The organism is Thiosulfativibrio zosterae (assembly GCF_011398155.1).
Classification (GTDB): domain Bacteria; phylum Pseudomonadota; class Gammaproteobacteria; order Thiomicrospirales; family Thiomicrospiraceae; genus Thiosulfativibrio; species Thiosulfativibrio zosterae.
The window spans coordinates 727,501-750,278 of sequence record NZ_AP021888.1; the positions used below are offsets into that span (position 1 = coordinate 727,501).

A 22,778-nucleotide genomic window follows, 5' to 3' on the forward strand; every position below is an offset into this window, starting at 1 on the left:
ACTTGTTGGGTGACCGCGTACCTTTTGTATAATGGGTCAGCGACTTACGTTATGTAGCAAGGTTAACCGAATAGGGGAGCCGTAGGGAAACCGAGTCTTAAATGGGCGACTAGTTGCATGGCGTAGACCCGAAACCGGGCGATCTATCCATGGCCAGGTTGAAGGTGCCGTAACAGGTACTGGAGGACCGAACCCACAAATGTTGAAAAATTTGGGGATGAGTTGTGGATCGGAGTGAAAGGCTAATCAAGCTCGGAGATAGCTGGTTCTCCTCGAAAACTATTTAGGTAGTGCCTCATGTATCACTCTTGGGGGTAGAGCACTGTTATGGTCTAGCGGGCCGTCAAGGCTTAGCAGCCCATTGCAAACTCCGAATACCAAGAAGTGCAATCATGGGAGACAGACTGCGGGTGCTAACGTCCGTAGTCAAGAGGGCAACAACCCAGACCACCAATTAAGGTCCCTAAACTATACTAAGTGGGAAAGGATGTGGGAAGGCTTAGACAGTCAGGAGGTTGGCTTAGAAGCAGCCACCCTTTAAAGAAAGCGTAATAGCTCACTGATCGAGTCGGCCTGCGCCGAAGATTTAACGGGGCTAAGTATAGTACCGAAATTGTGGATGCCGTAAGGCATGGTAGAGGAGCGTCGTGTAAGTCTGTGAAGGTGTGTTGGAAAGCATGCTGGAGATATCACGAGTGCGAATGCTGACATAAGTAGCGATAAAGGGTGTGAAAAGCACCCTCGCCGAAAGACCAAGGTTTCCTACGCAACGTTAATCGACGTAGGGTTAGTCGACCCCTAAGACGAGGCTGAGAAGCGTAGTCGATGGGAAGCAGGTTAATATTCCTGCACTTTTTATTACTGCGATGGAGGGACGGAGAAGGCTAGGTCATCTTACAGTTGGTTTTGTAAGTTTAAGGTCGTAGGCAGAACCCTTAGGCAAATCCGGGGGTTTAATGCTGAGAACTGATGACGAGTCCGTATGGACGAAGTGATTGATGCCATGCTTCCAAGAAAAGCTTCTAAGCTTCAGGTAATAAAGAATCGTACCCCAAACCAACACAGGTGGTCAGGATGAGAATTCCAAGGCGCTTGAGAGAACTCGGGTGAAGGAACTAGGCAAAATAACACCGTAACTTCGGGAGAAGGTGTGCCCCTGCCGGTGATGAGACTTGCTCTCTAAGCTAGTGGGGGTTGCAGAGACCAGGTGGCTGCAACTGTTTACTAAAAACACAGCACTCTGCAAAATCGAAAGATGACGTATAGGGTGTGACGCCTGCCCGGTGCCGGAAGGTTAATTGATGGGGTTAGCTAACGCGAAGCTCTTGATCGAAGCCCCGGTAAACGGCGGCCGTAACTATAACGGTCCTAAGGTAGCGAAATTCCTTGTCGGGTAAGTTCCGACCTGCACGAATGGCGTAATGATGGCCACACTGTCTCCACCCGAGACTCAGCGAAATTGAACTCGCAGTTAAGATGCTGCGTACCCGCGGCTAGACGGAAAGACCCCGTGAACCTTTACTACAGCTTTGCACTGGACTTTGATACTATCTGTGTAGGATAGGTGGGAGGCTTTGAAGCAGGGACGCCAGTCCTTGTGGAGCCAATCTTGAAATACCACCCTGATATTATTGAGGTTCTAACCTAGGCCAGTGAATCCTGGTCAGGGACAGTGTATGGTGGGTAGTTTGACTGGGGCGGTCTCCTCCTAAAGAGTAACGGAGGAGCGCGAAGGTACCCTCAGCACGGTCGGACATCGTGCAATGAGCGCAAGAGTAAAAGGGTGCTTGACTGCGAGACTGACACGTCGAGCAGGTGCGAAAGCAGGTTCTAGTGATCCGGTGGTTCTGTGTGGAAGGGCCATCGCTCAACGGATAAAAGGTACTCCGGGGATAACAGGCTGATACCGCCCAAGAGTTCATATCGACGGCGGTGTTTGGCACCTCGATGTCGGCTCATCACATCCTGGGGCTGAAGTCGGTCCCAAGGGTATGGCTGTTCGCCATTTAAAGTGGTACGCGAGCTGGGTTTAGAACGTCGTGAGACAGTTCGGTCCCTATCTGCCGTGGGCGTTGGAAAATTGAGAGGGGCTGCTCCTAGTACGAGAGGACCGGAGTGGACGAACCGCTGGTGTTCGGGTTGTCATGCCAATGGCATTGCCCGGTAGCTACGTTCGGAAAGGATAACCGCTGAAAGCATCTAAGCGGGAAACCTGCCTCAAGATAAGTTTTCCCTAGACTTTAAGTCTTCTAAAGGGCCGTTTGAGACTAAGACGTTGATAGGCAAGGTGTGGAAGCGCAGTAATGTGTGAAGCTAACTTGTACTAATTACCCGTGAGGCTTAACTATACAACTCAAAAGTGACTTTGAATGTTAAATTAAAACATTTGAACTGGCATGTTGAGCTTGAGAAAATGCTTAGATATGTGAAATTGTTACTAAAATATTTAAACTCTTTACGAGATTTATTCTAAATTCAGTTGTGACTGAGTCAGGGTGTTGATATAAAAACTAAAATTCAACACTTCAGACACAACATAACCCTATTGCTTGGGGACCATAGCAAGTTGGAACCACCTGATCCCATCCCGAACTCAGAAGTGAAACGACTTAGCGCCGATGGTAGTGTGGCAGGTGCCATGTGAGAGTAGGTCATCTCCAAGCTTCATTCCTAAAACCCGCTTATCTTCGATGGCGGGTTTTTTTTTGCCTATATTTACTGAATACCATTTACTAAATAAAAAACCAGCAATATCGGCTGGCATTTATTTTTTATGGAGCTATTTATTAGATTTTAATGGCTTCCAGCTGTTAGCCCAATTTTATTTCCCCATTTTAATACCGCTGCTGTGGCCGCTTTCATTGCATTGTCTGGTAGTTTAAGTATGTTTTTTGCCAAATCGCGGTAGTATTTAATTTCTTGAGTGATGTATTGCTCGCCACCCGCCGCACTAACGACATAATTACTTAAAATCACTAGTGCAGTTATGTGTTTTATTTTTTGGTCGCTGGCAGTTTTTACCGCAAAATCGACATCATGATGAAACAATAGGGCTTTATAAATTACAGGGTCAATATTCCATTTCTTTGAAACAATCGCGCCAATCATTGTATGGTCTGTTTTAAATAGCTCATGCTCTTTTAGAAAGCCAGTTATGGGGTTACCCATTTGTGCCTCAAAAATCTCTTGGTACTCAACAGAATACCTGGATAGGTATAATGCCCCTATGTTTTGCATAAGACCTGCCATATAGGCTTCTGAGCGTGATACATCAAATACCCAATAGGACATTTCAGCTGCCGCAATACCTGACTTTGCACCATGCATTAATATGGCTCTTTCAGTCGGAGATTCAGCTAATAATTGGGTAATACTGGCAGAAAGAAAAATATTGTAGATTTCATCCAATCCCATCACATTAACAGCCGCTTTAGCGTCTTTGATTTGTTGATTTTCTGTGGTTAGGTTGGTGTTGACCAAAGTCATAAAGTCCGCCAACAATTCGGCATTATGCGAAATTAAATTAGCGATGGTAACAGTATTTGGGTATTTTTTATGGAGTTCTTCTTGAAGGCGTATCACTTCCTCAGGTAGGTTTGGGACATTCATTTGAGCCAAAATGTTGCTGGCTACTTTTATTTTGTCTTGCATAAAAACTCAGTCCTCTTTGATTCCTTCTAATTCTACAAATTTTATTCAATTTAGTCGATGAATATTTGTCGCAGTTTGTTATTATGTATTTTTATGACAATTTTGTATTGGGATATAAATGTCTTCCAAAGAAGTTATTTTAATTATAGAAGACCAGCTTTCTATTGCAATGTTACTGAACGCAAAGCTTGTTGAAGTATGTGATTATCCAATTTTGCTATTAAAGTCTTTAGCAGAGGTGGAAGAGGTCTTAGCATCTGAATTTGTACCAATTATTGCTTTATGTGATTTAACTTTGCCAGATGCACCGCATGGTGAAACCGTCAAGGTACTTAGAAAACATAAAGTAACCACAATTGTGTTAACCGGTCGATATGACAATGCAACACGAGAGCGAATGCTAAATGAAATGGTCGCTGATTATGTTATCAAAAATGGGCCTGCTGCCATTCAGTATGTCGTTTCTACTGTCTTAAAATTAATTCAAAACAGTCAGCGTACGGTTTGGATTTTAAGTCCATTGATTCATAATACCCAAAAGTTAATTGGTATGTTACGGGTTCAACGCTATAAAATTAAAGTGTTTGAAACCTATGCTTTAGTCAAGGAAATGTTACTGACTGAGTTGCCAGACTTATTGGTGCTTGAGTCAATAGAGCAACTTAAAGAGATGCCCCCACTTAATTTTGTTGAGCAAGTTCGTGGACAATATTCGGCTAATGAATTACCCATCTTAGCGTGCGAACCTTCTGAAAACATTTTCTTTGCCATTCACTTAATGAAATATGGTGTTAATGACTTTTTTAATGCTAATTTCACCGCGGAAGAGTTATATGTCAGGGTACATCAAAACATCCTACAGTCAGAGTCCTATCGTAAGATTCAAGCCATATCTCAAACAGATTCTTTAACCGGTTTGCATAATCGCCGTTATTTCTTCGACCAGGGTGGGGTGCAATTAAACAGCTATCTGCAGATGGGTGCATCAAAATTTTTGTTAATGTGCGATATTGATCATTTCAAAAAAGTTAATGACACTTACGGGCATCAAGTTGGGGACAATGCGATTGTGTTTGTTGCTCAACTAATCAAAGAAGTTTTTAATGATTGTTTAGTTGCTCGATTTGGTGGTGAAGAATATTGTGTGTTTGGTGGATTGACCCAAGAAGATGTGCAGTTGAGAGCTGAAACACTCAGAGAAAAAGTTGAACAGGAATCAAAGTCGCATACTTCAGTTGCTTTTACCTTGAGTTTAGGCGTTGCCTTTGAGTTTGAAACTTTAGATGCTGGCGTAGGATTTGCAGATCATGCTTTATACGCTTCGAAATCAAATGGTAGAAATTTGGTCTCTGTTTACTCGAATGAGTAATCTTGAGACCCTTATTCGTTTAGCTTATTAAGCTTCGTCATCATCAATATTTTTGATTTTACGGTAAGCTTTTTTAACGGCTTTTTTGACTTTGGCTTCATGCTCTAAATACTCACTTCCTGACATATAAAATGACATATCAATGTCATAGCGTATGTATTTTGGAGGGATACGATTGAGTGCTATGCAGGCCATATCGGCTAACTGGTTACTGGTTAAACCTGAGTGGGTATAGTTTTCATGGACTTCTTGAAAAACTTTGCGTTCATAATAGTTATGGACTGTTTCTAAATCTGACATGCTCATTTCAAATCCTTTCAGTGGTCAAGTGTCGTATTAAGTTGAATGATTAAATTAAACCACAACGCATTCATTTAATCTAATCAAATTCTTTGAAAATCTTAAACAAAAAAGCGAACACTGGGTTCGCTTTTGAGTAGTCATGGTTAAGATAAAGATTCTCGGCGAACCGCACGATGGCCAATGTCTTTACGAGAATAAACACCGTCCCAATGGATGGCATTAACACCTTGATAAGCGCGCTTTTGTGCTTGAGTTACATTCTCGCCTAAAGCGGTTACGCACAATACGCGACCGCCAGCCGTTATGACTTTGTTGTTAGCGTCTAAGGCTGTTCCGGCATGAAACACTTTAAGGTCAGAAGCATTAGCTGATTCTAGGCCTTCAATCACATCGCCTTTTTGATACTCATCAGGATACCCTTTAGCGGCTAATACCACACCCAGCGCAGCGCGCGAATCCCATTCGGCCGATACTTCATTTAAACGCTTGTCTAAGGCCGCATTACAGAGGTCAGTTAAATCAGACTTTAAGCGCATCATTATGGGTTGTGTTTCAGGGTCACCGAAACGACAGTTAAACTCTAGCACTTTAGGCGTTCCATCGGGTGCAATCATAATGCCGGCATACAGAAAACCTGTGTAAGGAATGCCATCTTTGGTCATACCTTCAATGGTAGGTTTTATGACTTCATCCATAATACGATTATGAATTTCACGGGTCACCACTGGCGCAGGGCTGTAAGCGCCCATCCCCCCTGTGTTTGGACCTGTGTCACCATCATTGCGAGCTTTATGATCTTGAGAGGTTGCCATGGGTAAAATATTTGTGCCATCTGCCATCACGATAAAGCTGGCTTCCTCGCCATACAGAAATTCTTCTATAACAACTCGTGCGCCGGCATCCCCAAATTTATTGCCCGCTAACATATCTGAAACAGCTTCTTTAGCTTCTGCCATGGTATCGGCCAAGATCACGCCTTTACCGGCAGCTAAGCCGTCGGCTTTAATGACGATGGGCGTACCCATTTTTTCTAAATAGGCATAAGCCGGTTCGATTTCGGTAAAAACATCGTAAGCGGCGGTTGGAATGTTGTGTTTTGCTAAGAAGTTTTTTGAAAACGCTTTTGAACCTTCAAGTTGTGCAGCTTTTTGTGTTGGACCAAAGCAGCGTAATTGTGCTGCTTCAAAGGCATCAACCACACCAAGCACCAAAGGCACTTCAGGCCCTACAATGGTTAAATTAATTGCATTTTCTTGGGCAAATTTAACCAGGCCTGGTATGTCATTGACCGCAATATTAACATTTTGAACCTTATTTTCTAAAGATGAACCCGTATTGCCTGGGGCAACAAAAACTTGAGAAACTTTGCTGGATTGTGCCGTTTTCCAAGCTAGAGCGTGTTCGCGTCCACCACTACCAATAATCATAACTTTCATGTTGATAAATCCTTGTGTTATCAGTGTTTAAAGTGGCGCATGCCAGTAAAGACCATCGCAATACCGTGTTCATTTGCGGCATCAATGACTTCTTGATCTCGCATAGAACCGCCGGGATGAATAACCGCCGTAATACCAGCAGCGGCTGCGGCATCAATACCATCGCGGAAAGGGAAGAAAGCATCAGATGCCATGACAGAACCAGGTACTTCTAAGCCTTCATCAGCGGCTTTAATACCAGCAATTTTGGCAGAATAAACACGGCTCATTTGCCCCGCGCCCACACCGATGGTCATACCGTCTTTGACATAAACAATGGCGTTAGATTTAACAAACTTGGCCACTTTCCAAGCAAACATAAGGTCTGCCATTTCGGTTGCGGTCGGTGCGCGGTTGGAAACCACTTTTAAGTCAGCTTCGGTAACCATGCCTAAATCACGGTCTTGTACCAACAAACCACCGGTAACGCGCTTGTAGTCATAAGCCGCTAATTGTTCACCTAATGCGCCACAAGCCAATAAACGCACATTTTGTTTGGCAGCAACCACGGCCTTCGCCTCATCAGAAACGCTGGGTGCAATAATCACTTCAACAAACTGACGCTCTACAATTGCTTTGGCGGTTTGTGCATCAAGTTCGCGGTTGAAAGCAATAATGCCACCAAACGCAGAAGTTGGATCGGTTTTATAGGCACGGTCATAGGCTTCAAATAATGAGTCGCCAATAGAAACTCCGCAAGGATTGGCGTGTTTAACAATGACACAAGCGGTTTGAGTGAAGGTTTTGACCAACTCCAAAGCCGCGTCCGTATCGGCGATGTTGTTAAAGGATAATTCTTTGCCTTGAAGTTGAGTCGCCGTAGAAATCGAAGCCTCTGAGGGATTGCGCTCAGTGTAAAACGCGGCCGCTTGATGAGGGTTTTCACCGTAACGCATACTTTGTTTTTTAACAAATTGTGTGCTGAAGGTGCGTGGAAAATGGTCCTGTTCATCGGTATTGAACATAGTGCCAAAGTAGTTAGCAATCGCACCGTCATAACGAGCAGTTTGTTCAAATGTTTTGATGGCTAAATCAAAGCGAGTCGCATGGGCTAATTGACCATTGTTGGCTTGCATTTCTTCAAGAATACGAGCGTAGTCCGCTGGATCGGTGACGACCGCAACATCTTTGTGGTTTTTTGCGGCAGAACGCAACATGGTTGGCCCGCCGATGTCGATGTTCTCTATTGCATCTTCAAGTGAACAGTCTGCTTTAGCAACCGTTGCCTCAAATGGATAAAGGTTAACAACTACCATGTCGATTGGGTCGATATTATGGGCTTGCATAATGGCATCATCTGTTCCACGGCGCCCTAAGAGTCCACCATGAATTTTTGGGTGAAGTGTTTTAACGCGTCCGTCCATCATTTCTGGGAAACCTGTATATTCAGATACTTCAGTCACCGGTAAACCCGCTTCTGAAAGTACTTTATAAGTACCTCCGGTAGATAAAATAGCCACTTGCATTTTGCTAAGTGCTTGCGCAAATTCTAAAATCCCTGTCTTATCAGAGACGCTGATGAGTGCACGGCGAACGGGTTTCATAGTTTTCAGTCCTTTCGAAAAATAAAATGGTTTACAAATGGTATTGTTGAATTTTTTTGCGCAGGGTATTGCGATTTATCCCCAAGAGGGCGGCAGCTTGACTTTGGTTTTGTTCGGTATGTTCCAGAATGAATTGAATCAAGGGTTTTTCCACTTGTCCAATCACCAGTTTATGCAAATCAGTAGGCACTTCGCCTTCTAACGATTTGAAATAGGTCTGCAGCGTTAGGGTTACCGCTTGGCTGAGAGATTGATATTCAGCGTTTTCTTGCAGTTCTTTAAGTGTGTTCATGAAAATAACTTTGTATTAAGCGTAACTGAGTTTGCGGCGTTTCTAATCGATTGAAATCTTTACGGAGAACTTCTCCGTTGGGTAAATATTGGCTATACCAGCCTATATGTTTTCGTGCAATTCGAATGCCAAGGTGGCTGCCATACAATTCATACAACCCTGTCAAATGGGTGTTTATGGTGCTTTCAAACTCACTCAAACTGGGTTTTTCTGCAAGCGTTAGTGTTGTTAAATAGTGTTTAATTTCACGAAAAATCCAAGGATAACCTTGTGCTGCTCGTCCAATTAGGATGCCATCCGAGGCTGTGTATTTTAATACAAATAAGGCTTGCTCGGGCGTAGAAATATCACCATTTGCAATAATGGGAATCGTAACCTGCTGTTTGACTAATTTAATCAGGTTGTATTCTGCATGTCCTGAAAACTTATCCGCGCGCGTTCTACCATGAATGCTCATGCCCTTTAAGCCGCAGGCCTGGGCAATTTGAGCAATTTCTAAAACATTTTGATGCTCAGCATCTGAGCCGGTTCTGGTTTTTACGGTAATGGGTAAATCTACCGCGGATACTAGGGCTTCAAAAATGGCTTGTACTTTATCCGGGTGTGCCATAAGCGCAGAACCCGCCGCCACATCACACACTTTTTTTGCGGGGCAACCCATATTGATATCAATCACTTGCGCACCCTGTGAGGCTTGCCAGACAGCCGCTTCAGCCAACTCTTCAGGCTCGGTGCCGATTAGTTGTACGATGCGTGGTGATGTTTCGTCTGCAGAGGCGTTTCGAGTGCTGGATTTTTGCGAATCCCATAAGGATTTCCTGGACGCCACCATTTCCGAAACGGCATAGTCTGCGCCTTGTTGACGACAAATATCTCGAAAGACACGGTCAGTGATCCCCGCCATAGGCGCAAGTCCGACTAAAGGGCGTTGTCCTAAATGCGGTTGAAGCACAGCAATGACCAATCTTCATGGTTTTGTTGTTCAACAAACTCAAAATTTAGACTGTTGTAAAATTCAATTAAGTCAGCTGCTTGCGTGGTTAACAGCCCCGACAAAATGAGCGTGCCTTGTGGTTTGAGTAGGCGAGAGAACTCGGGTGCCAGTTCTTTTAGCGGGCCAGCCAAAATATTGGCTAACAGGGTGTCTGCTAAAGGCGGGTGAAAGTCTTTGACTAAAGCAAAAGTCATGGCTGCGTGATTACGCTCAGCATTATCAATACTGGCGGTAATGGCTTGTGGATCAATGTCAGTTCCCCAAACTTCAGTTGCGCCTAACTTTTTAGCAGCCAATGCCAAAATGCCTGAGCCGCATCCATAATCTATGACCGTTTGATTGTGTGGTGCATGGACATCTAACCAAGTTAGGCATAAAGCGGTTGTGGGGTGAGTTCCTGTGCCAAAAGCCAAGCCTGGGTCTAAAATTAAATTGATGGCTTCAGGTTTGGGGGCTTGCATGGTGCTGGGCACTATCCAAAGGTTTTGACCAAACTGCATGGGCTTGAAGTTTTCCATCCAGGCGCGTACCCAATCTTTGTCTTCAAGGGCTTCTGTTTTAAATTCAAAAGGACTGACTTCTGGCAAGACTTCTTTTACAAATTCTATCACCGGTGCGCTATCCACTTCTGCGTCATAAAGGGCGGTAACTTTGGTTAATGACCAAACCGGGGTAGTGCCAATTTCTGGTTCAAAAATGGGTTGATCTTCTGCATCGATAAAAGTAACCGATGCAGCATTGGCATCCATAAAAGCATCTGAAAGCGGTTCAACCAAATGTTCTGGTACCGTAGCGTTAATCTGAATCCAGGGCATGTTTTGATTTCCTTAAAATTAAAAAAGCCCTCATTTGAGGGCTTAAATGAAGCGCTATCGATTAAACGAGATGTTCTAAGCGTTCTTCTAAATAGTGAATGTTACGGCCACCTTCGCAGAAACCTAGGTCATTCATAATTTCACGCTGTAGACGGATGTTGCTGTCTATGCCCACCAGCACCAATTCGCTTAAGGCACTGTCCATACGGCGAATAGCAGTGTTGCGGTCGCTACCATGACAAATCAGCTTGCCAATCATTGAATCATAATGAGGTGGCACGCTGTAACCTGTGTAAATGTGAGAATCCCAACGAACGCCTAAGCCACCGGGTAGGTGCAAGCGTTCAATTTTGCCAGGTGAAGGCATAAAGTTTTTAGAAGGATTTTCCGCATTAATACGACATTCAATGGCATGGCCTGTTAACTTGATGTCTTCTTGTTTTAAAGAAAGCTTTTCACCGCGCGCAATTTTGATTTGTTCTTTGACCAAGTCAATACCTGTAACCATTTCGGTGACGGGATGTTCAACTTGTAAGCGCGTGTTCATTTCTATGAAATAGAACTCGCCATTTTCGTATAAGAATTCAAAAGTACCCGCGCCACGATAGTTAATATCGATACAGGCTTTTACACAAGCGGCACCAATTTTGGCACGCTGTTCTGCTGTCACACCCGGTGCAGGCGCTTCTTCCACCACTTTTTGGTGACGGCGTTGCATAGAACAATCACGCTCACCTAAATGAATCGCGTTACCCTGACCATCTGCCAAAATTTGAATTTCAACATGACGAGGGTTCTCTAAGAATTTTTCCATGTAAACTTCTGGGTTGCCAAAGAAGTTCCCTGCTTCAGATTGTGTTAACTGAATTGACTTAATCAAGTTGGCTTCGGTGTGTACCACGCGCATACCGCGTCCACCGCCACCGCCAGAGGCTTTGATGATGATTGGATAGCCAATTTCTTTGGCGATGCGTTTGTTTTCTTCATCGTTTGGACCCAAAGGGCCACCAGAACCGGGTACCGTTGGAACGCCTGCCGCTTTCATGGCGCGAATTGCAGAAACCTTGTCGCCCATTAGGCGAATGGTTTCTGCTTTAGGGCCCATAAACACAAAACCACTTTCTTCAACGCGCTCTGCAAAATCTGCGTTTTCAGATAAAAATCCATAACCAGGGTGAATGGCTTCTGCATCGGTAATTTCTGCAGCGGCTATCAAAGCAGGAATATTTAAATAACTGTGTGTTGATGATGGTGGTCCAATACAAACGGATTCATCAGCCAATAAAACATGCTTTAAGTTCGCATCTGCAGTTGAGTGAACGGCCACGGTTTTAATACCCATTTCTTTACAAGCACGGAGCACTCGTAAAGCAATTTCACCACGGTTGGCGATAAGAATTTTGTCGATCATATTGGCTCCTTATTCGATAATGAATAAAGTTTGGCCATATTCAACAGGCTCGGCGTTATTCACCAAAATTTTCTTAATGGTACCTGAAACATCGGATTCAATGGGGTTCATGATTTTCATGGCTTCAATGATGCAAAGTGTGTCGCCAGCGGCAACTTTGTCGCCAACCTTCACAAAGGGTGCGGCATCGGGAGAACCTGCGGCATAAAAAGTCCCCACCATAGGTGAGTTCATTTTGTGACCTGTTTCAGCAGCCGCAGGAGCGGGTGCGCTAGTCACTTCAACGGTTGCAGAAGGTGCGGCTTGTGGCGCAGCGGGTGCGTAATTTTGTGCAGGAGCACTCATCGCAGGTGCAGAAATGTAAACAGGTTCTTTGCTACGCGTAATGCGAATGTTTGATTCGCCTTCTTTGATTTCAATTTCAGCAATGTCAGACTGTTCCACAATTTCAATCAGTTTGCGAATAGAGCGAATATCCATGAGTCTTTCCTTTTCAATCTTTGAGTCTTTATTTTTTTGTTTAGATGGTGTGTTCAATGTGTTGTCTTTGTGTGAGTTATCAAAAATTATTTTTTATATTTGTTTAAGTCTATTTAATGCGTTCAACGGCTGCGGCTAAAGCCAGTTGATAGCCCATTGGGCCAAGCCCTGCAATAACGCCTTCGGCGAGGTCTGAGAAGTAGGAATGTTGCCTAAAAGCTTCTCGTTTATGAATGTTTGAAAGGTGCACTTCAATAAAGGGAATTTTTACGGTTGCCAAGGCATCTCTTAATGCCACGCTGGTGTGGGTGAAAGCAGCAGGGTTAATGATGATGAAATCGATATCGTCATCCATGGCCAAATGAACACGTTCTACCAATTCATGTTCTGCATTGCTTTGAAAGCTGTGGAGGCGAACTTCGTAGTTATCAGCGAGTTCTTCCAGTTCCAAAATAATGTCTTTGAGGGTTTTACGACCGTAAATTTCGGGTTCGCGTTTACCAAGCATGTTGAGGTTTGGGCCATTGAGTACCAATATGTCCGCCATTCAAAGGTTCCATTTAATTGATTTTAATCAGCAAATTATACATAAGTTTTCAAAACTATGCGAAAAATGCGTGTTTTATGGGTGTGTAAATGATGCGAAATGCGCTGAAAGTTTATAAAAGCAGGCTTTTTAAACTAAAAAGGCCGCAAAAATAACCAGGCCTGGTCATTTTTGGGCTTGTTTTGAGGGTTTTAAGGTTTAAAACCATTTTGAATGTTTTGAATAAAGGCTTCTGGTTTTTTGAAACCGACAACTCTGGCTGCGGCATTTTCAACGCCATTATTAAAAAACATAATGGCTGGTGGGCCAACGACCTGAAAAGCTTTCATTAACGCTTTATCCGTATCATCATTGGCTGTGACATCTGCTTTGAGCAGCGTTACGCCAGAGAGCGCCGCTTTAACTTGTGCATCGCTAAAGGTGAATTTTTCCATTTCTTTACAACTAATGCACCAGTCTGCATAGAAATCGAGCATCACTTTGGGATTGGCAGCCAGTTCAGCATTTAGGTCGTCAATCGATTTAATGGTTTTAAAAGTTAAATGGCTTTCTGCAACTGCAGTACCACCGCCTTGATAAACTTTAAGAGGGTTTAATAAGTCCTTTGAACCTCCCGCTAAACCGAGTATTAAAATTAAACCATAGGCTAGCAGGGTAACGCCCAAGGCTTTAAATAATTTAAACCAGCCAGATTTTGTACCAATCGGTTCTAGTGCGCCCAAGTAAATGGCAGAGCTGATGAGTAGGATTGCCCATAAAGCTAAAGTGACTTCAGCAGGTAAAATGCGCTCTGCCATCCAAATAGCAACACCCAACATCAATACCCCGAAAACGGCTTTGACATTGTCCATCCAGGCGCCGGCACGCGGTAACAGTTTGCCGGCAGAAGTCCCTAGTAATAGAAGAGGGAGCCCCATGCCTAGGCTCATTGCAAACAAGGCTGAGCCGCCTAATAACGCATCACCGGTTTGACCAATATAAATCAATGCACCGGCTAATGGAGGGGCAACGCAAGGCCCTACAATTAAAGCAGATAAAAAGCCCATGATGGCAACGCCAGTCATCGTGCCGCCCGATTGTTTGTTTGAAATATTGGTGATTTTAGTTTGCAAGCCAGAAGGCAGTTGTAGTTCGTAGAAGCCGAACATGGAAAAGGCTAAGAGTACAAAGATGATGCTAAAAGTTCCGATAATCCAGGCATTTTGAAAAGCGGCTTGCAGGTTTTCGCCAAACAGTCCAGCTAAGACACCTGCCACTGTATAGGTCACTGACATGGCTAAAACATACACCAACGACATGGTAAAAGCTTTGCGGGTAGTGAGTTGGTCGCCTTGCCCCACAATGATGCTCGATAAAATGGGAATCATAGGAAAAACGCAAGGCGTTAAAGACAACAACAACCCAAATAAAAAGAAAGTGCCAATCACGACCCAAACGGTGCTGTTTTTTAAAGTATCGGTAATTTGGTCTGTTTCTGATAAGGATGAGCTAGATGCAGTTGGCGCAGGAGCGACATTGGTTGTAAGGGCAGCTTGTGCGCCGCTACCCAAAGTGGCAGTGTTGATTGCAATGGTTTTTTTGATGGGAGGATAACAGACACCGGCTTCTGCACAACCTTGAAAGACGATTTGAACTTTTGCATCGCCCGATAGGTTACTGATTGGCAAATAGCCGGTAAATGGGCCATGATAGACCTTAAGATTTTTATTAAAAACCTTGTCATATTTATCTTCAGCGACGGGTAGGCTAATGTCGCCAAGCGTGGCCGAGCCTTCTAAAACCTTGGCTTGAATTTTTTCTTGATACAAATAGTAGTGGGGGGCAACAACCCAGTTTAAAACCAATTGACCTTTGCCATCGGGCTCGGCATTAAAAGCAAAGGCTTCGTCTGCAGCAAGCAATTCAGGCTCTTCATCGGCAACCAGTTTGCTTAAATCTTGTAACGAGTTAAAGCCGTTGTTTGCTTGAGCAACTTGGAAAAAACCAAGCCATAAAACTGCCAATATTGTCAGAAACCCTTTAAACTGTTTCATATCCCACCCTTGAAATGTTTTTATTTATAACCATAAATTAAATTAAGCTTTGCTTATAAGCAATTCTAACCTATTTTAAATGCGATATTGATGGATTGCCTGAAGCAATCTTGACAATTCTTTTGACTGAGAAGCCCTTTATGAAATTTCTTGTATTATTTTTGCTGGTCCCTTTAACCGAACTCTATGTATTAATTGAGGTGGGCAGCGTGATTGGCGGTTTAACCACGGTATTATTGGTTGTGGGAACGGCGATTTTGGGGGCGAGTTTAATGCGTAGCCAAGGGTTGTTAACGATGCAAAAGGCACAAGCAGCATTAGCCTCTGGCGAGGCACCTCAGCAAGCAATGCTAGAAGGTGTGATGATATTTATTGGCGGCTTATTTTTATTGGTTCCCGGGTTTATTACCGACATTTTAGGCTTGTTATTTTTGATACCGCCAATACGCCATCGTTTGGCCAGCCAGTTTTTAAAACATCGCACTTCCAGCCGTTATTATCATCGCCAAAATATTTATGAAGGCGATTGGCAGGAAAAAACCGACAAAGGTGATCTTAAAGTGACCAAGTCAATTGAGATTATTGAAGGGGAAATTGTAAGCGGGTCAGCCGATAAAAAGCAATCCTAACAAAGAACCCCAAAAAGGATGACTTTGGAGGTTTAAAGTAGATGGATGCAGGCTAAAGCCTGCGCCCCAAAGGTTTGTGATATGGATTCGTGATGCTTACAAAACCTAATGGGGTGGAGGCTTTAATTTCTGACAGAATGTTAATTTAAAGTTTCTAAAATGGCCGCATAACCTTCTTGATAGGTTGGATATTTAAACTCATACCCAGTGCTGCGAATTTTTTGATTAGACAAACGCTTGTTACTTCTGAGCAAACGCGTATTTTCGGTAGGTTCTTTGTGTTCTAAATCGGGAACAGACAATTGCTCTGCTAACCAATCATAAACCTCACAAGTCAAGGTTGGTAGATTGTCTACCCCAATATACAGGCTTTCAGGGTTTTCCAAATTCATCAGGTGTTCAAGCATCGCGGCACAATCTTCAGAGTGAATGCGATTGCTGTAAACATCTTCCATGCAATGTGCTTTACCAGAAATAACCGAATCAATTAGATGCGTTCTTCCTGGGCCATAAATCCCGCCAAAACGCACGACGGTTGCAGGGAAGGGGCCATTTAAAGCCAAGGCTTCACCCTCTAAAATACGGTTACTTGAGAAGTTTTTGCCCTCAGATGGGCTTTCTTCAGTCACCCATTCGCCGTCCGACTGGCCAAATACCGATGTGCTTGAAATAAAAAATAGGCGGTTAATCGATTGGCCATTTAAAGCTTTAATCAAGTTTTTAAGGCCAAGCACATAGGCTTGATAATATTCAAAATCTTTATAGCTGGCAGCAGACACTATGTAAAACGCATAGTCTAGGTTTTGGGGGATAGCGGTGTTTAGATTAAACAAATCGCCCGCAATGGGATTGATGGGCGCAGATATCTTTGAAATATCGCGTCTTAATCCGAAAACTTCATGTCCTTTAGCGCCAAGGCTGTTGCCCAACATACAACCTATGTCGCCACACCCTGCAATTAATACTCGTGCCATTGTTTTGCCCTCACTTTTTGCGAATAGTATCACAAAAAAATCAAAAGGGAATATGACAACCCTGTGACAGCAAAAATATAAATAGTTTGAGGTTAAATTTAACCAGGCCTGGTTGGATTTTAGAAGCGTTCAAAACAAAAAAGCCACTCGTTTGAGTGGCTTTTAATTGTGTCTAATTTAATGGTTTAAATTAGAAGTTCATGCGTAAAGATACAGTGTAGCCGATTTGAGAGTGATCAACGGTGTGTGTGCTAGCATTCGCTGGGTTGCTTAAGTAAGGGGCAGCTGCGACTTGTGTAGATCCGCCCGCGACGGCAGCGTTGTAAGCCATTCCGCCACCAACTGCGCCAGTATTAATTGTTTTTGAAACCTGAGGCGCATAAACTACTGCTCCATCAATCGCAATGTTTTTAGTTAAGCTGTATCCTCCACCAAAAGTAAAGTGTTGCTCAACAACTCCAGGGAAGAAGTGATTATTGAAAAGATTTGTTGCTTGGTTATTGTATCCACCTTGAGCAGCAGTTTTTGATTCATCTAAGACTTTGATTGGGTCAGAGCCGTAGTTATAACCTGCTCCTGCCCAGTATCCATTGCCAGAGTATTTTACACCTAAACCAAATACATTTTGATCCTCCCAGCCAAAGTCTTTGTATCCTTTAGCGGATCCCCAAGCTATGTTTTTGTAGTCACCAGTGAACATTAAACTTCCCATGGTGTAAGCAACACCAACTTTCATTTCCGCTGGCTGTTCTAAGTCATCACTCATGGTTAAACCAAAGCCAGTAGCGGCAGTTGATATTTGGTTTTTGTATTTCATCGAAATTGCTGATTGATAAGCAAGTGCTAAAGTTAAATCATTTGTAATATCAAAGTATCCACCAAGATTGTAACCAAAGCCTAGGTCCGTTGACATGCCATTACCTACATTACTTGTTCCTTGGTTGGCGTAAGTAGCTGGATTAATAGAGCTAGCTTTGTAGTTGATATCAAGAGCACCATACTGAATAACTGGAGCAAAACCGATACCATAATTATTTGAATTGTATGCTAATGTTGGTGCAAATTTCATTAATTGCAAATTGCTGTAGCCGTTAAATAAAGCTGTTCCATCACCATTCTGACCTGCTGCTGCAGTAATACCATTTGTACCTGCATTGTCACGATAATCCACCCCCATTCCCGCAGAGCCAAAAATACCTAAACCAAAAGTAAGATTTTCAGATAGACGAGTTGAAAGAGAAACTTCTGGAATTACATTGGTATCATTATCACTTGTCTGTGAAACTGGTTGACCAGTCATAGATGCCACGTCAGTAGTTGCTTTAACATTTGGCTTAAACAAAGTTCCGCCGATTGTAAATTCAGTGCCAACAGATTTACCAAGCATTCCAGGGTTAGACAGAGCATTTTCAGAACCATAGAACGCTGCTGTACCAGTTCCGCCCAATGCGCGTGATTGAGCGCCTAAACCAATTAGAACATCACCATTGGTTGCAAAGACTGGTGTAGATGAAAGTGCTGCTGTTGCGATTGCTAAAGCGATTCTTGTTTTTTTCATGTGTATTTTCTCTCTTTGTTTTTAATTTGGGTTGCACCGCTTCCTTCTCTGGACGGGGTTTAACTGCTTGTTAAACGGTGCTTGTTTAATTACGTTTGCTACTATGCATTAAAGTTTTTGGGCTTGATAATTAAATAAATTTTATGGCCGATTAGGTGTATTAATTCGTATTGCTTTAGGGGTTGCTTTTTACGTTTAAAATGCCTTTAAAGTGTTGATTTTATTATTTATAAGTAATTTCTAATATAAGGATTTTGGGTTATAAGGTTTATTTTGGGTTCATTCCAAAAAATTTTTATACCTACGCTGATAATTTTTATCAAAGCCTTTATTTATGGTGCTTTGCGGGGATTTTAAAAAAGAATGGGTTAAGTTAGTTTTTGAGGTGTTCAGGTTTGGGTATGTTAAATCTACAAAAGTGGTGGCAATAAAAAACCCGCGTTTTTAGGCGCGGGTTTCTATTGGGGTAAAAAGCAAAAAACTGAGCGTATTAGAACTCGCCTTTTTTACCTTTTTGTAACATTTCCCACATGGTGTCACGCACTTGCATAGTGGCTACTTTTAGATCTTCTGGCATTTTTTTGCCCATTTTGATCGCCATGTCCATGTTCATGGTGTAGATGTGTAAGCCATCTTCTTCTTCAATGATATTTACACGGCAAGGTAGGAAACCACCCATTGCAGGAGAGAAGTCGATCATTTTACGAGCAGTTTCTGGGTTACAGAAAGACATAACGTGAATGGCTTTAGATTCAATGCCACGTGCTTTCAATTCTTCAGATAGTGGAAGTTCACCAACGTTTTTAATGTTGTTGTTTACGCCAACAGCATTGATGGCATCGATGACGTCTGCTAAAGCAACACCTTCATCGACTTTAACTTCCCACATAGTGGCGTCAGCGATATCACCTTCAGAGGCAGTCCATTTGTCCCAAACTTGCATGAATGTATCACCAGCACCATCGTTTAGGTTAGAGATAGCGTTAATTGTGCCACAACCAGATAGGGTAAAGATCGCACCAGCGATGAATGCAGCTTTAAAAAGGTTGATTAGTTTCATTGAATTTCTCCGTTGTAATTTTAAGCAAAGCTTGATGTGTATCAATTTTCGAGTATAAGAATACGCCTGTTTTTTGCAAATGGAAACTTAAGTTTTTTTGTGATGTGATAACTTTATTTTATATAAGATCATAAGCCACTAATATTAGTGGTGTTTAATTTGCAGAATCTATTAAGGTTTGTCGATTATAAATCCCAGCGCCATCAGCTGCGAATGCAAGTTTGCAGAGGCTCCTTTCACCGTTTGATGTTGCCATTCTCTATAAATGGGATAATGGCGGCGATAGTATTCAAATTGTGATTGCACATCTTCGATGTTATCCGCACGAATGGCTAAATCGTCAGCATGAGGATTGTGCGCGCTGCTGAAAATCTGTTTGAGTTGATGTTGTAATGATTGGTGCGCATCGACTTCTATAATCTTTGGGGCTTTTGGTAGCAGGGCTTGCCATTCATTTTCATTGGGGGTTTGCCAAAAATCACACAGCGCTTCATAAACCATTTGGCTTCCCGCGACTTTGGCATCTAATGAATGGCCGGCAATATGCGGGGTAGCTTGTATGGCTGTTTTGTAAAGTTGCGCATTGATATTGGGTTCTTTCTCCCAGCAGTCAATTAAGTTGGCTTGGGTGGGGGTTTGAATCCAAGCAGTTTCATCGATAATGCCACCTCTTGCCGCATTAACAATAATGGTATTGGGGTTGATTGCTTTTAGCCGTTCTGCATTGAGTAAATGATATGAAGGGTGTTGGCCATCAAATGTGAGCGGCGTGTGAAAAGTAATGATGTCTGCGGTTAATGCCGTATCTAGGTCAACAAATTCGGGTAGGTTTTCGTTGGCTTGTCTTGGCGGATCATTCAACAAAGTGCGTATCCCCAGGATTTCAGCTTTTTTGGCAAGCCTCGAGCCAACATTGCCAACCCCAATAATGCCTAAAGTTTTGCTGTTGAGCTCAAAGCCGAGTTGTTCAGCAAGTTGATAGAGTTGTGTGATGACAAACTCGGCAACGGAGTTTGCATTGCACCCTTGCGCAGAATAGAAGAAAATGTCGTTTAATTTTAACCAGGCTTGGTCAATATGATCGAGCCCCACAACAGTGCTGCCCACAAATTTTACCTGGGTATTAGCCAGTAAGGCTTCGTTGACTTGGGTGCGAGATCTCACAATTAAAGCGTCGGCATCTATTAAGTCGGCTTGAGAAATTTGCCGACCCGGTAGGGTAACAATTTTTCCTAAATGAGAAAACATTTCTTGGGCATAGGGAACGGCATCGTCTAGGACAATTTTTCGGTGGTTTGTCATTTTAAGGCTCAATATTAATAATAAAGTGTATTAAGGATAATCAGCCTATGCGAAAAACGCAATCAACAATCATTGCCGGTGCGGTGGGGGATTTGGAAATACGCATCAATCCGCCATCGGATGGACATCGTTGGGTGGTGATCAGTCATCCGCATCCGCAATTTGGCGGAACGATGGATAATAAGGTGGTCACCACCCTAGAGAAAGCTTATCAGTCGATAGGCTTTGGGTCGGTGGTTTATCAGTTTAGGGGCGTTGGCTTAAGTGCGGGTGAATATGATGGCGGTGAGGGCGAGCAAGCCGATTTGGCGGCAGTGGTAAATTGGTTGACCAATGAATATACCCCAAGTTATTTGGTGCTGGCGGGGTTTTCATTTGGGGCTTATATTTCACTCAAGCAAGCAGCTACTTTAGAGCCAGACCATCTGTTGGTCGTGGCACCACCGGTTAACTTATATGATTTTTCAGCGATTCAATTGCCCAGTGTTTCTTGGACTTTGGTGCAAGGTTCGGCTGATGAAGTGGTGCCGGCTTTAGAGGTTTTGGACTGGGCTTTAAAGCTGGAAAATATGCCGGATATTCACTGGCGGAGTGGGGCAAGTCACTTTTTTCACCGACAATTAGTGTGGTTGAAAAAAATTGTTTTGATGGCATATTAGCTTTTTCTTATATTTATTTTGGTTTATAATTTGCGCAATATTAGAAAATTCTTATATGCTTATAAATTTGTATTATCGCTCAATAGTCGCTATTGTTAGCGAAATTAAACACTTATCGAGTTTTCGGAGTGATTAGCAAAGATTAGGCATTAAATTAAAATGTCATATTTAGGAAGTCTTATGAATTCAACCTCGCTCTTATTGAAGACAAAACTGAAGGCCTTATCTGTGGCCTGTATATTGGCCATGCCAGCATTGGTTTCGGCACAAACCCTTGATTTTAAGGCTTGTGTAGAAGCAACGCTAAGTCAAAACCCAGAAGTGGCTGTTAGCCAATACCGTAAACAACAGGCAGAAATGGCGCTCAAAGAAGCCGATGCACATCGTTTACCACAAATTACGGCGTCAATGACCGCTTCGCAATCAGATAATGCTTTGAATGTATTTGGAATGAAATTACAGCAAAGACAGGCTTCATTTTCAGATTTTGGGTTTGATAATAATGCCATGTCACAAATTAGTGCAGGCAACTATGCCTATCAACCAAACGACCTAAACAACCCAGGTTCGCACAACGATTTCAATACTCGCATTGAAGTGCTCATCCCTGTTTGGAATGGCGGTAAGGTGTCTTCTTATCAAGACCAAGCCAAGGCGATGATTCAGGCGGCTGACCATGCCGATACCGCTGTGCAACAATTTTTAACATTTAATGTCTTCCAAGCTTATCAAGGCGTTCACACCGCTCGTGCTTACATAGAAGTGGCTAATCAAGCGGTTAAAGCATCGCAAGCCTATGTGAATACCACCCACAGTTTGGTGGAGCAGGGCGTGGTGGTGATGAGTGAATTATTGACGGCTAAGGTTCATTTAACCGAAGCCAAGACAGCGCTAGAACAAGCCAAAAAAGAAGAGCAAATTGCCCTAGAAAGTTTGAAAATGCTGATGGGTTTAAGCACCTCAGAAAACTTAGATGTTGCGGGCAGTGTTAATATTTCTATGCCAGCAGATACGGTAGATGAAATTTTGGTGATGGCAATGAATGCCAATCCAAAATTAGATGCGCAAAGACAACAAGCGCAATCTGCGGTGGCGGCAATTGATGCTGTGAAGGCAGATAATTATCCTTCTTTTAACCTGATGGCTCGCAATGATTGGAACGACGACTCCTTAGGTTTGGGCAGCAGTGCTTATACGGTAGCGGGAGTGGTTTCTTGGAAACTTACTGACTTTGGTGCCACCAGCAGTGCAATTGATCGCGCCGCTGCCGCCGCAAACGAAAAGAAAGCGGCTGTTCGCTCTGAAGAAAACAAAACCCGTTTAGAGGTTTTGACCGCTTGGAAAAGTTTACAAGTGGCCATTAAGCAAGCAGATTCACAGCGTGTTGCCGTGGGTCAAGCGGATGAAGCCCAGCGTTTGGTCATGAAGCGTTACGAAGGTGGTATTGCAACCATGACCGAAGTGTTGGTGAGCCAAGCACAGTTAGATAAGGTGCGCGCAGACCTAGTGAAAACACAATACGAAATTAATATTTACAAAGCGCAACTGCGTTTAGCCACCGGCACTTTGTCATTGGCACAGCTTTAAATCTAGGTTTTTAGGTAAAAATAATGCCTAAAACCTCCTAAAAATGACCAGGCCTGGTCATTTTTAGTCTTGAAATTAATCAATTTGGCGCTTTT

At 43.1% G+C, this 22,778-nt stretch carries 19 protein-coding genes and 2 rRNA genes (1 of these 21 running past the window's edge); 6 read left to right on the plus strand and 15 right to left on the minus strand.

Annotated elements, in window-relative coordinates; translation table 11 throughout:
* Nucleotides 1-2,348: ribosomal RNA gene (locus tag THMIRH_RS03095) — 23S ribosomal RNA — on the plus strand (it extends 513 nt beyond the left edge of the window).
* 200 nt (nt 2,349-2,548) lie between these two features.
* A 5S ribosomal RNA gene (gene rrf, locus THMIRH_RS03100) occupies nt 2,549-2,663 on the plus strand.
* A 130-nt stretch (nt 2,664-2,793) separates the two neighbouring features.
* On the opposite strand, the gene THMIRH_RS03105 is transcribed toward rrf, so the two are convergent.
* Nucleotides 2,794-3,651, minus strand: coding sequence for an HDOD domain-containing protein (locus THMIRH_RS03105; RefSeq protein WP_173290652.1), 858 nt, complete (start codon nt 3,649-3,651; stop codon nt 2,794-2,796).
* 118 nt (nt 3,652-3,769) lie between these two features.
* Between THMIRH_RS03105 and THMIRH_RS03110 the strand changes: the two genes are divergently transcribed.
* On the plus strand, nt 3,770-5,020 hold the full coding sequence (locus THMIRH_RS03110) for a diguanylate cyclase (protein ID WP_173290654.1): 1,251 nt from the start codon (nt 3,770-3,772) through the stop codon (nt 5,018-5,020).
* A gap of 27 nt (nt 5,021-5,047) precedes the next feature.
* Here THMIRH_RS03110 and THMIRH_RS03115 read toward each other — a convergent pair whose 3' ends face one another.
* The 10 genes from THMIRH_RS03115 to dsbD all read right to left on the minus strand — a co-directional run bounded on the left by THMIRH_RS03115 (nt 5,048) and on the right by dsbD (nt 14,914).
* Nucleotides 5,048-5,326: a late competence development ComFB family protein gene (locus tag THMIRH_RS03115; RefSeq protein WP_243831486.1), complete on the minus strand. Its 279-nt coding sequence runs from the start codon at nt 5,324-5,326 to the stop codon at nt 5,048-5,050.
* A 140-nt stretch (nt 5,327-5,466) separates the two neighbouring features.
* Nucleotides 5,467-6,759: a phosphoribosylamine--glycine ligase gene (gene purD, locus THMIRH_RS03120; RefSeq protein WP_173290656.1), complete on the minus strand. Its 1,293-nt coding sequence runs from the start codon at nt 6,757-6,759 to the stop codon at nt 5,467-5,469.
* Nucleotides 6,760-6,779: 20 nt separating this feature from the next.
* Nucleotides 6,780-8,342 carry a bifunctional phosphoribosylaminoimidazolecarboxamide formyltransferase/IMP cyclohydrolase gene (gene purH, locus THMIRH_RS03125; RefSeq protein ID WP_173290658.1) on the minus strand — a complete coding sequence of 521 codons (1,563 nt, stop codon included), beginning with the start codon at nt 8,340-8,342 and terminating at the stop codon, nt 6,780-6,782.
* Nucleotides 8,343-8,373: 31 nt separating this feature from the next.
* Entirely contained in the window at nt 8,374-8,634 is a 261-nt protein-coding gene (locus tag THMIRH_RS12135; protein WP_173290660.1) for a helix-turn-helix domain-containing protein, read from the minus strand.
* On the minus strand, nt 8,621-9,586 hold the full coding sequence (gene dusB / locus THMIRH_RS03135) for a tRNA dihydrouridine synthase DusB (protein ID WP_243831487.1): 966 nt from the start codon (nt 9,584-9,586) through the stop codon (nt 8,621-8,623). Before dusB ends, THMIRH_RS12135 begins: the two co-directional genes overlap by 14 nt.
* Nucleotides 9,568-10,443, minus strand: a complete 876-nt coding sequence (gene prmA / locus THMIRH_RS03140; protein ID WP_173290662.1) for a 50S ribosomal protein L11 methyltransferase — start codon at nt 10,441-10,443, stop codon at nt 9,568-9,570. The genes dusB and prmA overlap by 19 nt, the downstream gene beginning before the upstream one ends.
* Before the next feature lie 61 nt (nt 10,444-10,504).
* Nucleotides 10,505-11,854, minus strand: a complete 1,350-nt coding sequence (gene accC / locus THMIRH_RS03145; RefSeq protein WP_173290664.1) for an acetyl-CoA carboxylase biotin carboxylase subunit — start codon at nt 11,852-11,854, stop codon at nt 10,505-10,507.
* A gap of 9 nt (nt 11,855-11,863) precedes the next feature.
* Nucleotides 11,864-12,334, minus strand: a complete 471-nt coding sequence (gene accB, locus THMIRH_RS03150) for an acetyl-CoA carboxylase biotin carboxyl carrier protein (protein ID WP_173290666.1) — start codon at nt 12,332-12,334, stop codon at nt 11,864-11,866.
* A 109-nt stretch (nt 12,335-12,443) separates the two neighbouring features.
* Nucleotides 12,444-12,881, minus strand: a complete 438-nt coding sequence (gene aroQ, locus THMIRH_RS03155; protein ID WP_173290669.1) for a type II 3-dehydroquinate dehydratase — start codon at nt 12,879-12,881, stop codon at nt 12,444-12,446.
* A gap of 191 nt (nt 12,882-13,072) precedes the next feature.
* Nucleotides 13,073-14,914 (minus strand): protein-disulfide reductase DsbD, encoded by a 1,842-nt coding sequence (gene dsbD, locus THMIRH_RS03160; protein ID WP_173290671.1) that lies wholly within the window; start codon nt 14,912-14,914, stop codon nt 13,073-13,075.
* A 140-nt stretch (nt 14,915-15,054) separates the two neighbouring features.
* Between dsbD and THMIRH_RS03165 the strand changes: the two genes are divergently transcribed.
* Entirely contained in the window at nt 15,055-15,543 is a 489-nt protein-coding gene (locus THMIRH_RS03165; RefSeq protein WP_173290673.1) for an FxsA family protein, read from the plus strand.
* Nucleotides 15,544-15,683: 140 nt separating this feature from the next.
* Here THMIRH_RS03165 and THMIRH_RS03170 read toward each other — a convergent pair whose 3' ends face one another.
* From THMIRH_RS03170 to THMIRH_RS03185, 4 genes are all read right to left on the minus strand, one after another.
* Complete coding sequence (locus THMIRH_RS03170; protein ID WP_173290675.1) at nt 15,684-16,517, minus strand: SDR family oxidoreductase; 834 nt, start codon at nt 16,515-16,517, stop codon at nt 15,684-15,686.
* Between the two features lie 190 nt (nt 16,518-16,707).
* Nucleotides 16,708-18,075: an OmpP1/FadL family transporter gene (locus THMIRH_RS03175; protein ID WP_173290677.1), complete on the minus strand. Its 1,368-nt coding sequence runs from the start codon at nt 18,073-18,075 to the stop codon at nt 16,708-16,710.
* Nucleotides 18,076-18,565: 490 nt separating this feature from the next.
* Nucleotides 18,566-19,018 carry a DUF302 domain-containing protein gene (locus THMIRH_RS03180; protein WP_243831488.1) on the minus strand — a complete coding sequence of 151 codons (453 nt, stop codon included), beginning with the start codon at nt 19,016-19,018 and terminating at the stop codon, nt 18,566-18,568.
* A 288-nt stretch (nt 19,019-19,306) separates the two neighbouring features.
* Nucleotides 19,307-20,437 (minus strand): 4-phosphoerythronate dehydrogenase, encoded by a 1,131-nt coding sequence (locus tag THMIRH_RS03185; RefSeq protein WP_173290681.1) that lies wholly within the window; start codon nt 20,435-20,437, stop codon nt 19,307-19,309.
* 47 nt (nt 20,438-20,484) lie between these two features.
* Between THMIRH_RS03185 and THMIRH_RS03190 the strand changes: the two genes are divergently transcribed.
* Complete coding sequence (locus THMIRH_RS03190) at nt 20,485-21,096, plus strand: alpha/beta hydrolase (RefSeq protein WP_173290682.1); 612 nt, start codon at nt 20,485-20,487, stop codon at nt 21,094-21,096.
* 180 nt (nt 21,097-21,276) lie between these two features.
* Entirely contained in the window at nt 21,277-22,683 is a 1,407-nt protein-coding gene (locus tag THMIRH_RS03195) for a TolC family protein (protein ID WP_173290684.1), read from the plus strand.
* The last annotated feature ends 95 nt before the right edge of the window (nt 22,684-22,778 follow it).

What these genes read in the sequence shown, in the direction of transcription:
- purD (WP_173290656.1), bottom strand. Translation starts at nt 6,759, where the DNA reads ATGAAAGTTATGATTATTGGTAGTGGTGGACGCGAACACGCTCTAGCT.
- THMIRH_RS03170 (WP_173290675.1), bottom strand. Translation starts at nt 16,517, where the DNA reads ATGGCACGAGTATTAATTGCAGGGTGTGGCGACATAGGTTGTATGTTG.
- THMIRH_RS03165 (WP_173290673.1), top strand. Translation starts at nt 15,055, where the DNA reads ATGAAATTTCTTGTATTATTTTTGCTGGTCCCTTTAACCGAACTCTAT.
- THMIRH_RS03185 (WP_173290681.1), bottom strand. Translation starts at nt 20,437, where the DNA reads ATGACAAACCACCGAAAAATTGTCCTAGACGATGCCGTTCCCTATGCC.
- THMIRH_RS03195 (WP_173290684.1), top strand. Translation starts at nt 21,277, where the DNA reads ATGAATTCAACCTCGCTCTTATTGAAGACAAAACTGAAGGCCTTATCT.
- dsbD (WP_173290671.1), bottom strand. Translation starts at nt 14,914, where the DNA reads ATGAAACAGTTTAAAGGGTTTCTGACAATATTGGCAGTTTTATGGCTT.
- THMIRH_RS03115 (WP_243831486.1), bottom strand. Translation starts at nt 5,326, where the DNA reads ATGAGCATGTCAGATTTAGAAACAGTCCATAACTATTATGAACGCAAA.
- THMIRH_RS12135 (WP_173290660.1), bottom strand. Translation starts at nt 8,634, where the DNA reads ATGAACACACTTAAAGAACTGCAAGAAAACGCTGAATATCAATCTCTC.
- THMIRH_RS03105 (WP_173290652.1), bottom strand. Translation starts at nt 3,651, where the DNA reads ATGCAAGACAAAATAAAAGTAGCCAGCAACATTTTGGCTCAAATGAAT.
- purH (WP_173290658.1), bottom strand. Translation starts at nt 8,342, where the DNA reads ATGAAACCCGTTCGCCGTGCACTCATCAGCGTCTCTGATAAGACAGGG.
- accB (WP_173290666.1), bottom strand. Translation starts at nt 12,334, where the DNA reads ATGGATATTCGCTCTATTCGCAAACTGATTGAAATTGTGGAACAGTCT.
- aroQ (WP_173290669.1), bottom strand. Translation starts at nt 12,881, where the DNA reads ATGGCGGACATATTGGTACTCAATGGCCCAAACCTCAACATGCTTGGT.
- THMIRH_RS03190 (WP_173290682.1), top strand. Translation starts at nt 20,485, where the DNA reads ATGCGAAAAACGCAATCAACAATCATTGCCGGTGCGGTGGGGGATTTG.
- THMIRH_RS03110 (WP_173290654.1), top strand. Translation starts at nt 3,770, where the DNA reads ATGTCTTCCAAAGAAGTTATTTTAATTATAGAAGACCAGCTTTCTATT.
- prmA (WP_173290662.1), bottom strand. Translation starts at nt 10,443, where the DNA reads ATGCCCTGGATTCAGATTAACGCTACGGTACCAGAACATTTGGTTGAA.
- THMIRH_RS03180 (WP_243831488.1), bottom strand. Translation starts at nt 19,018, where the DNA reads ATGCAAGTTTGGGACAAATGGACTGCCTCTGAAGGTGATATCGCTGAC.
- accC (WP_173290664.1), bottom strand. Translation starts at nt 11,854, where the DNA reads ATGATCGACAAAATTCTTATCGCCAACCGTGGTGAAATTGCTTTACGA.
- THMIRH_RS03175 (WP_173290677.1), bottom strand. Translation starts at nt 18,075, where the DNA reads ATGAAAAAAACAAGAATCGCTTTAGCAATCGCAACAGCAGCACTTTCA.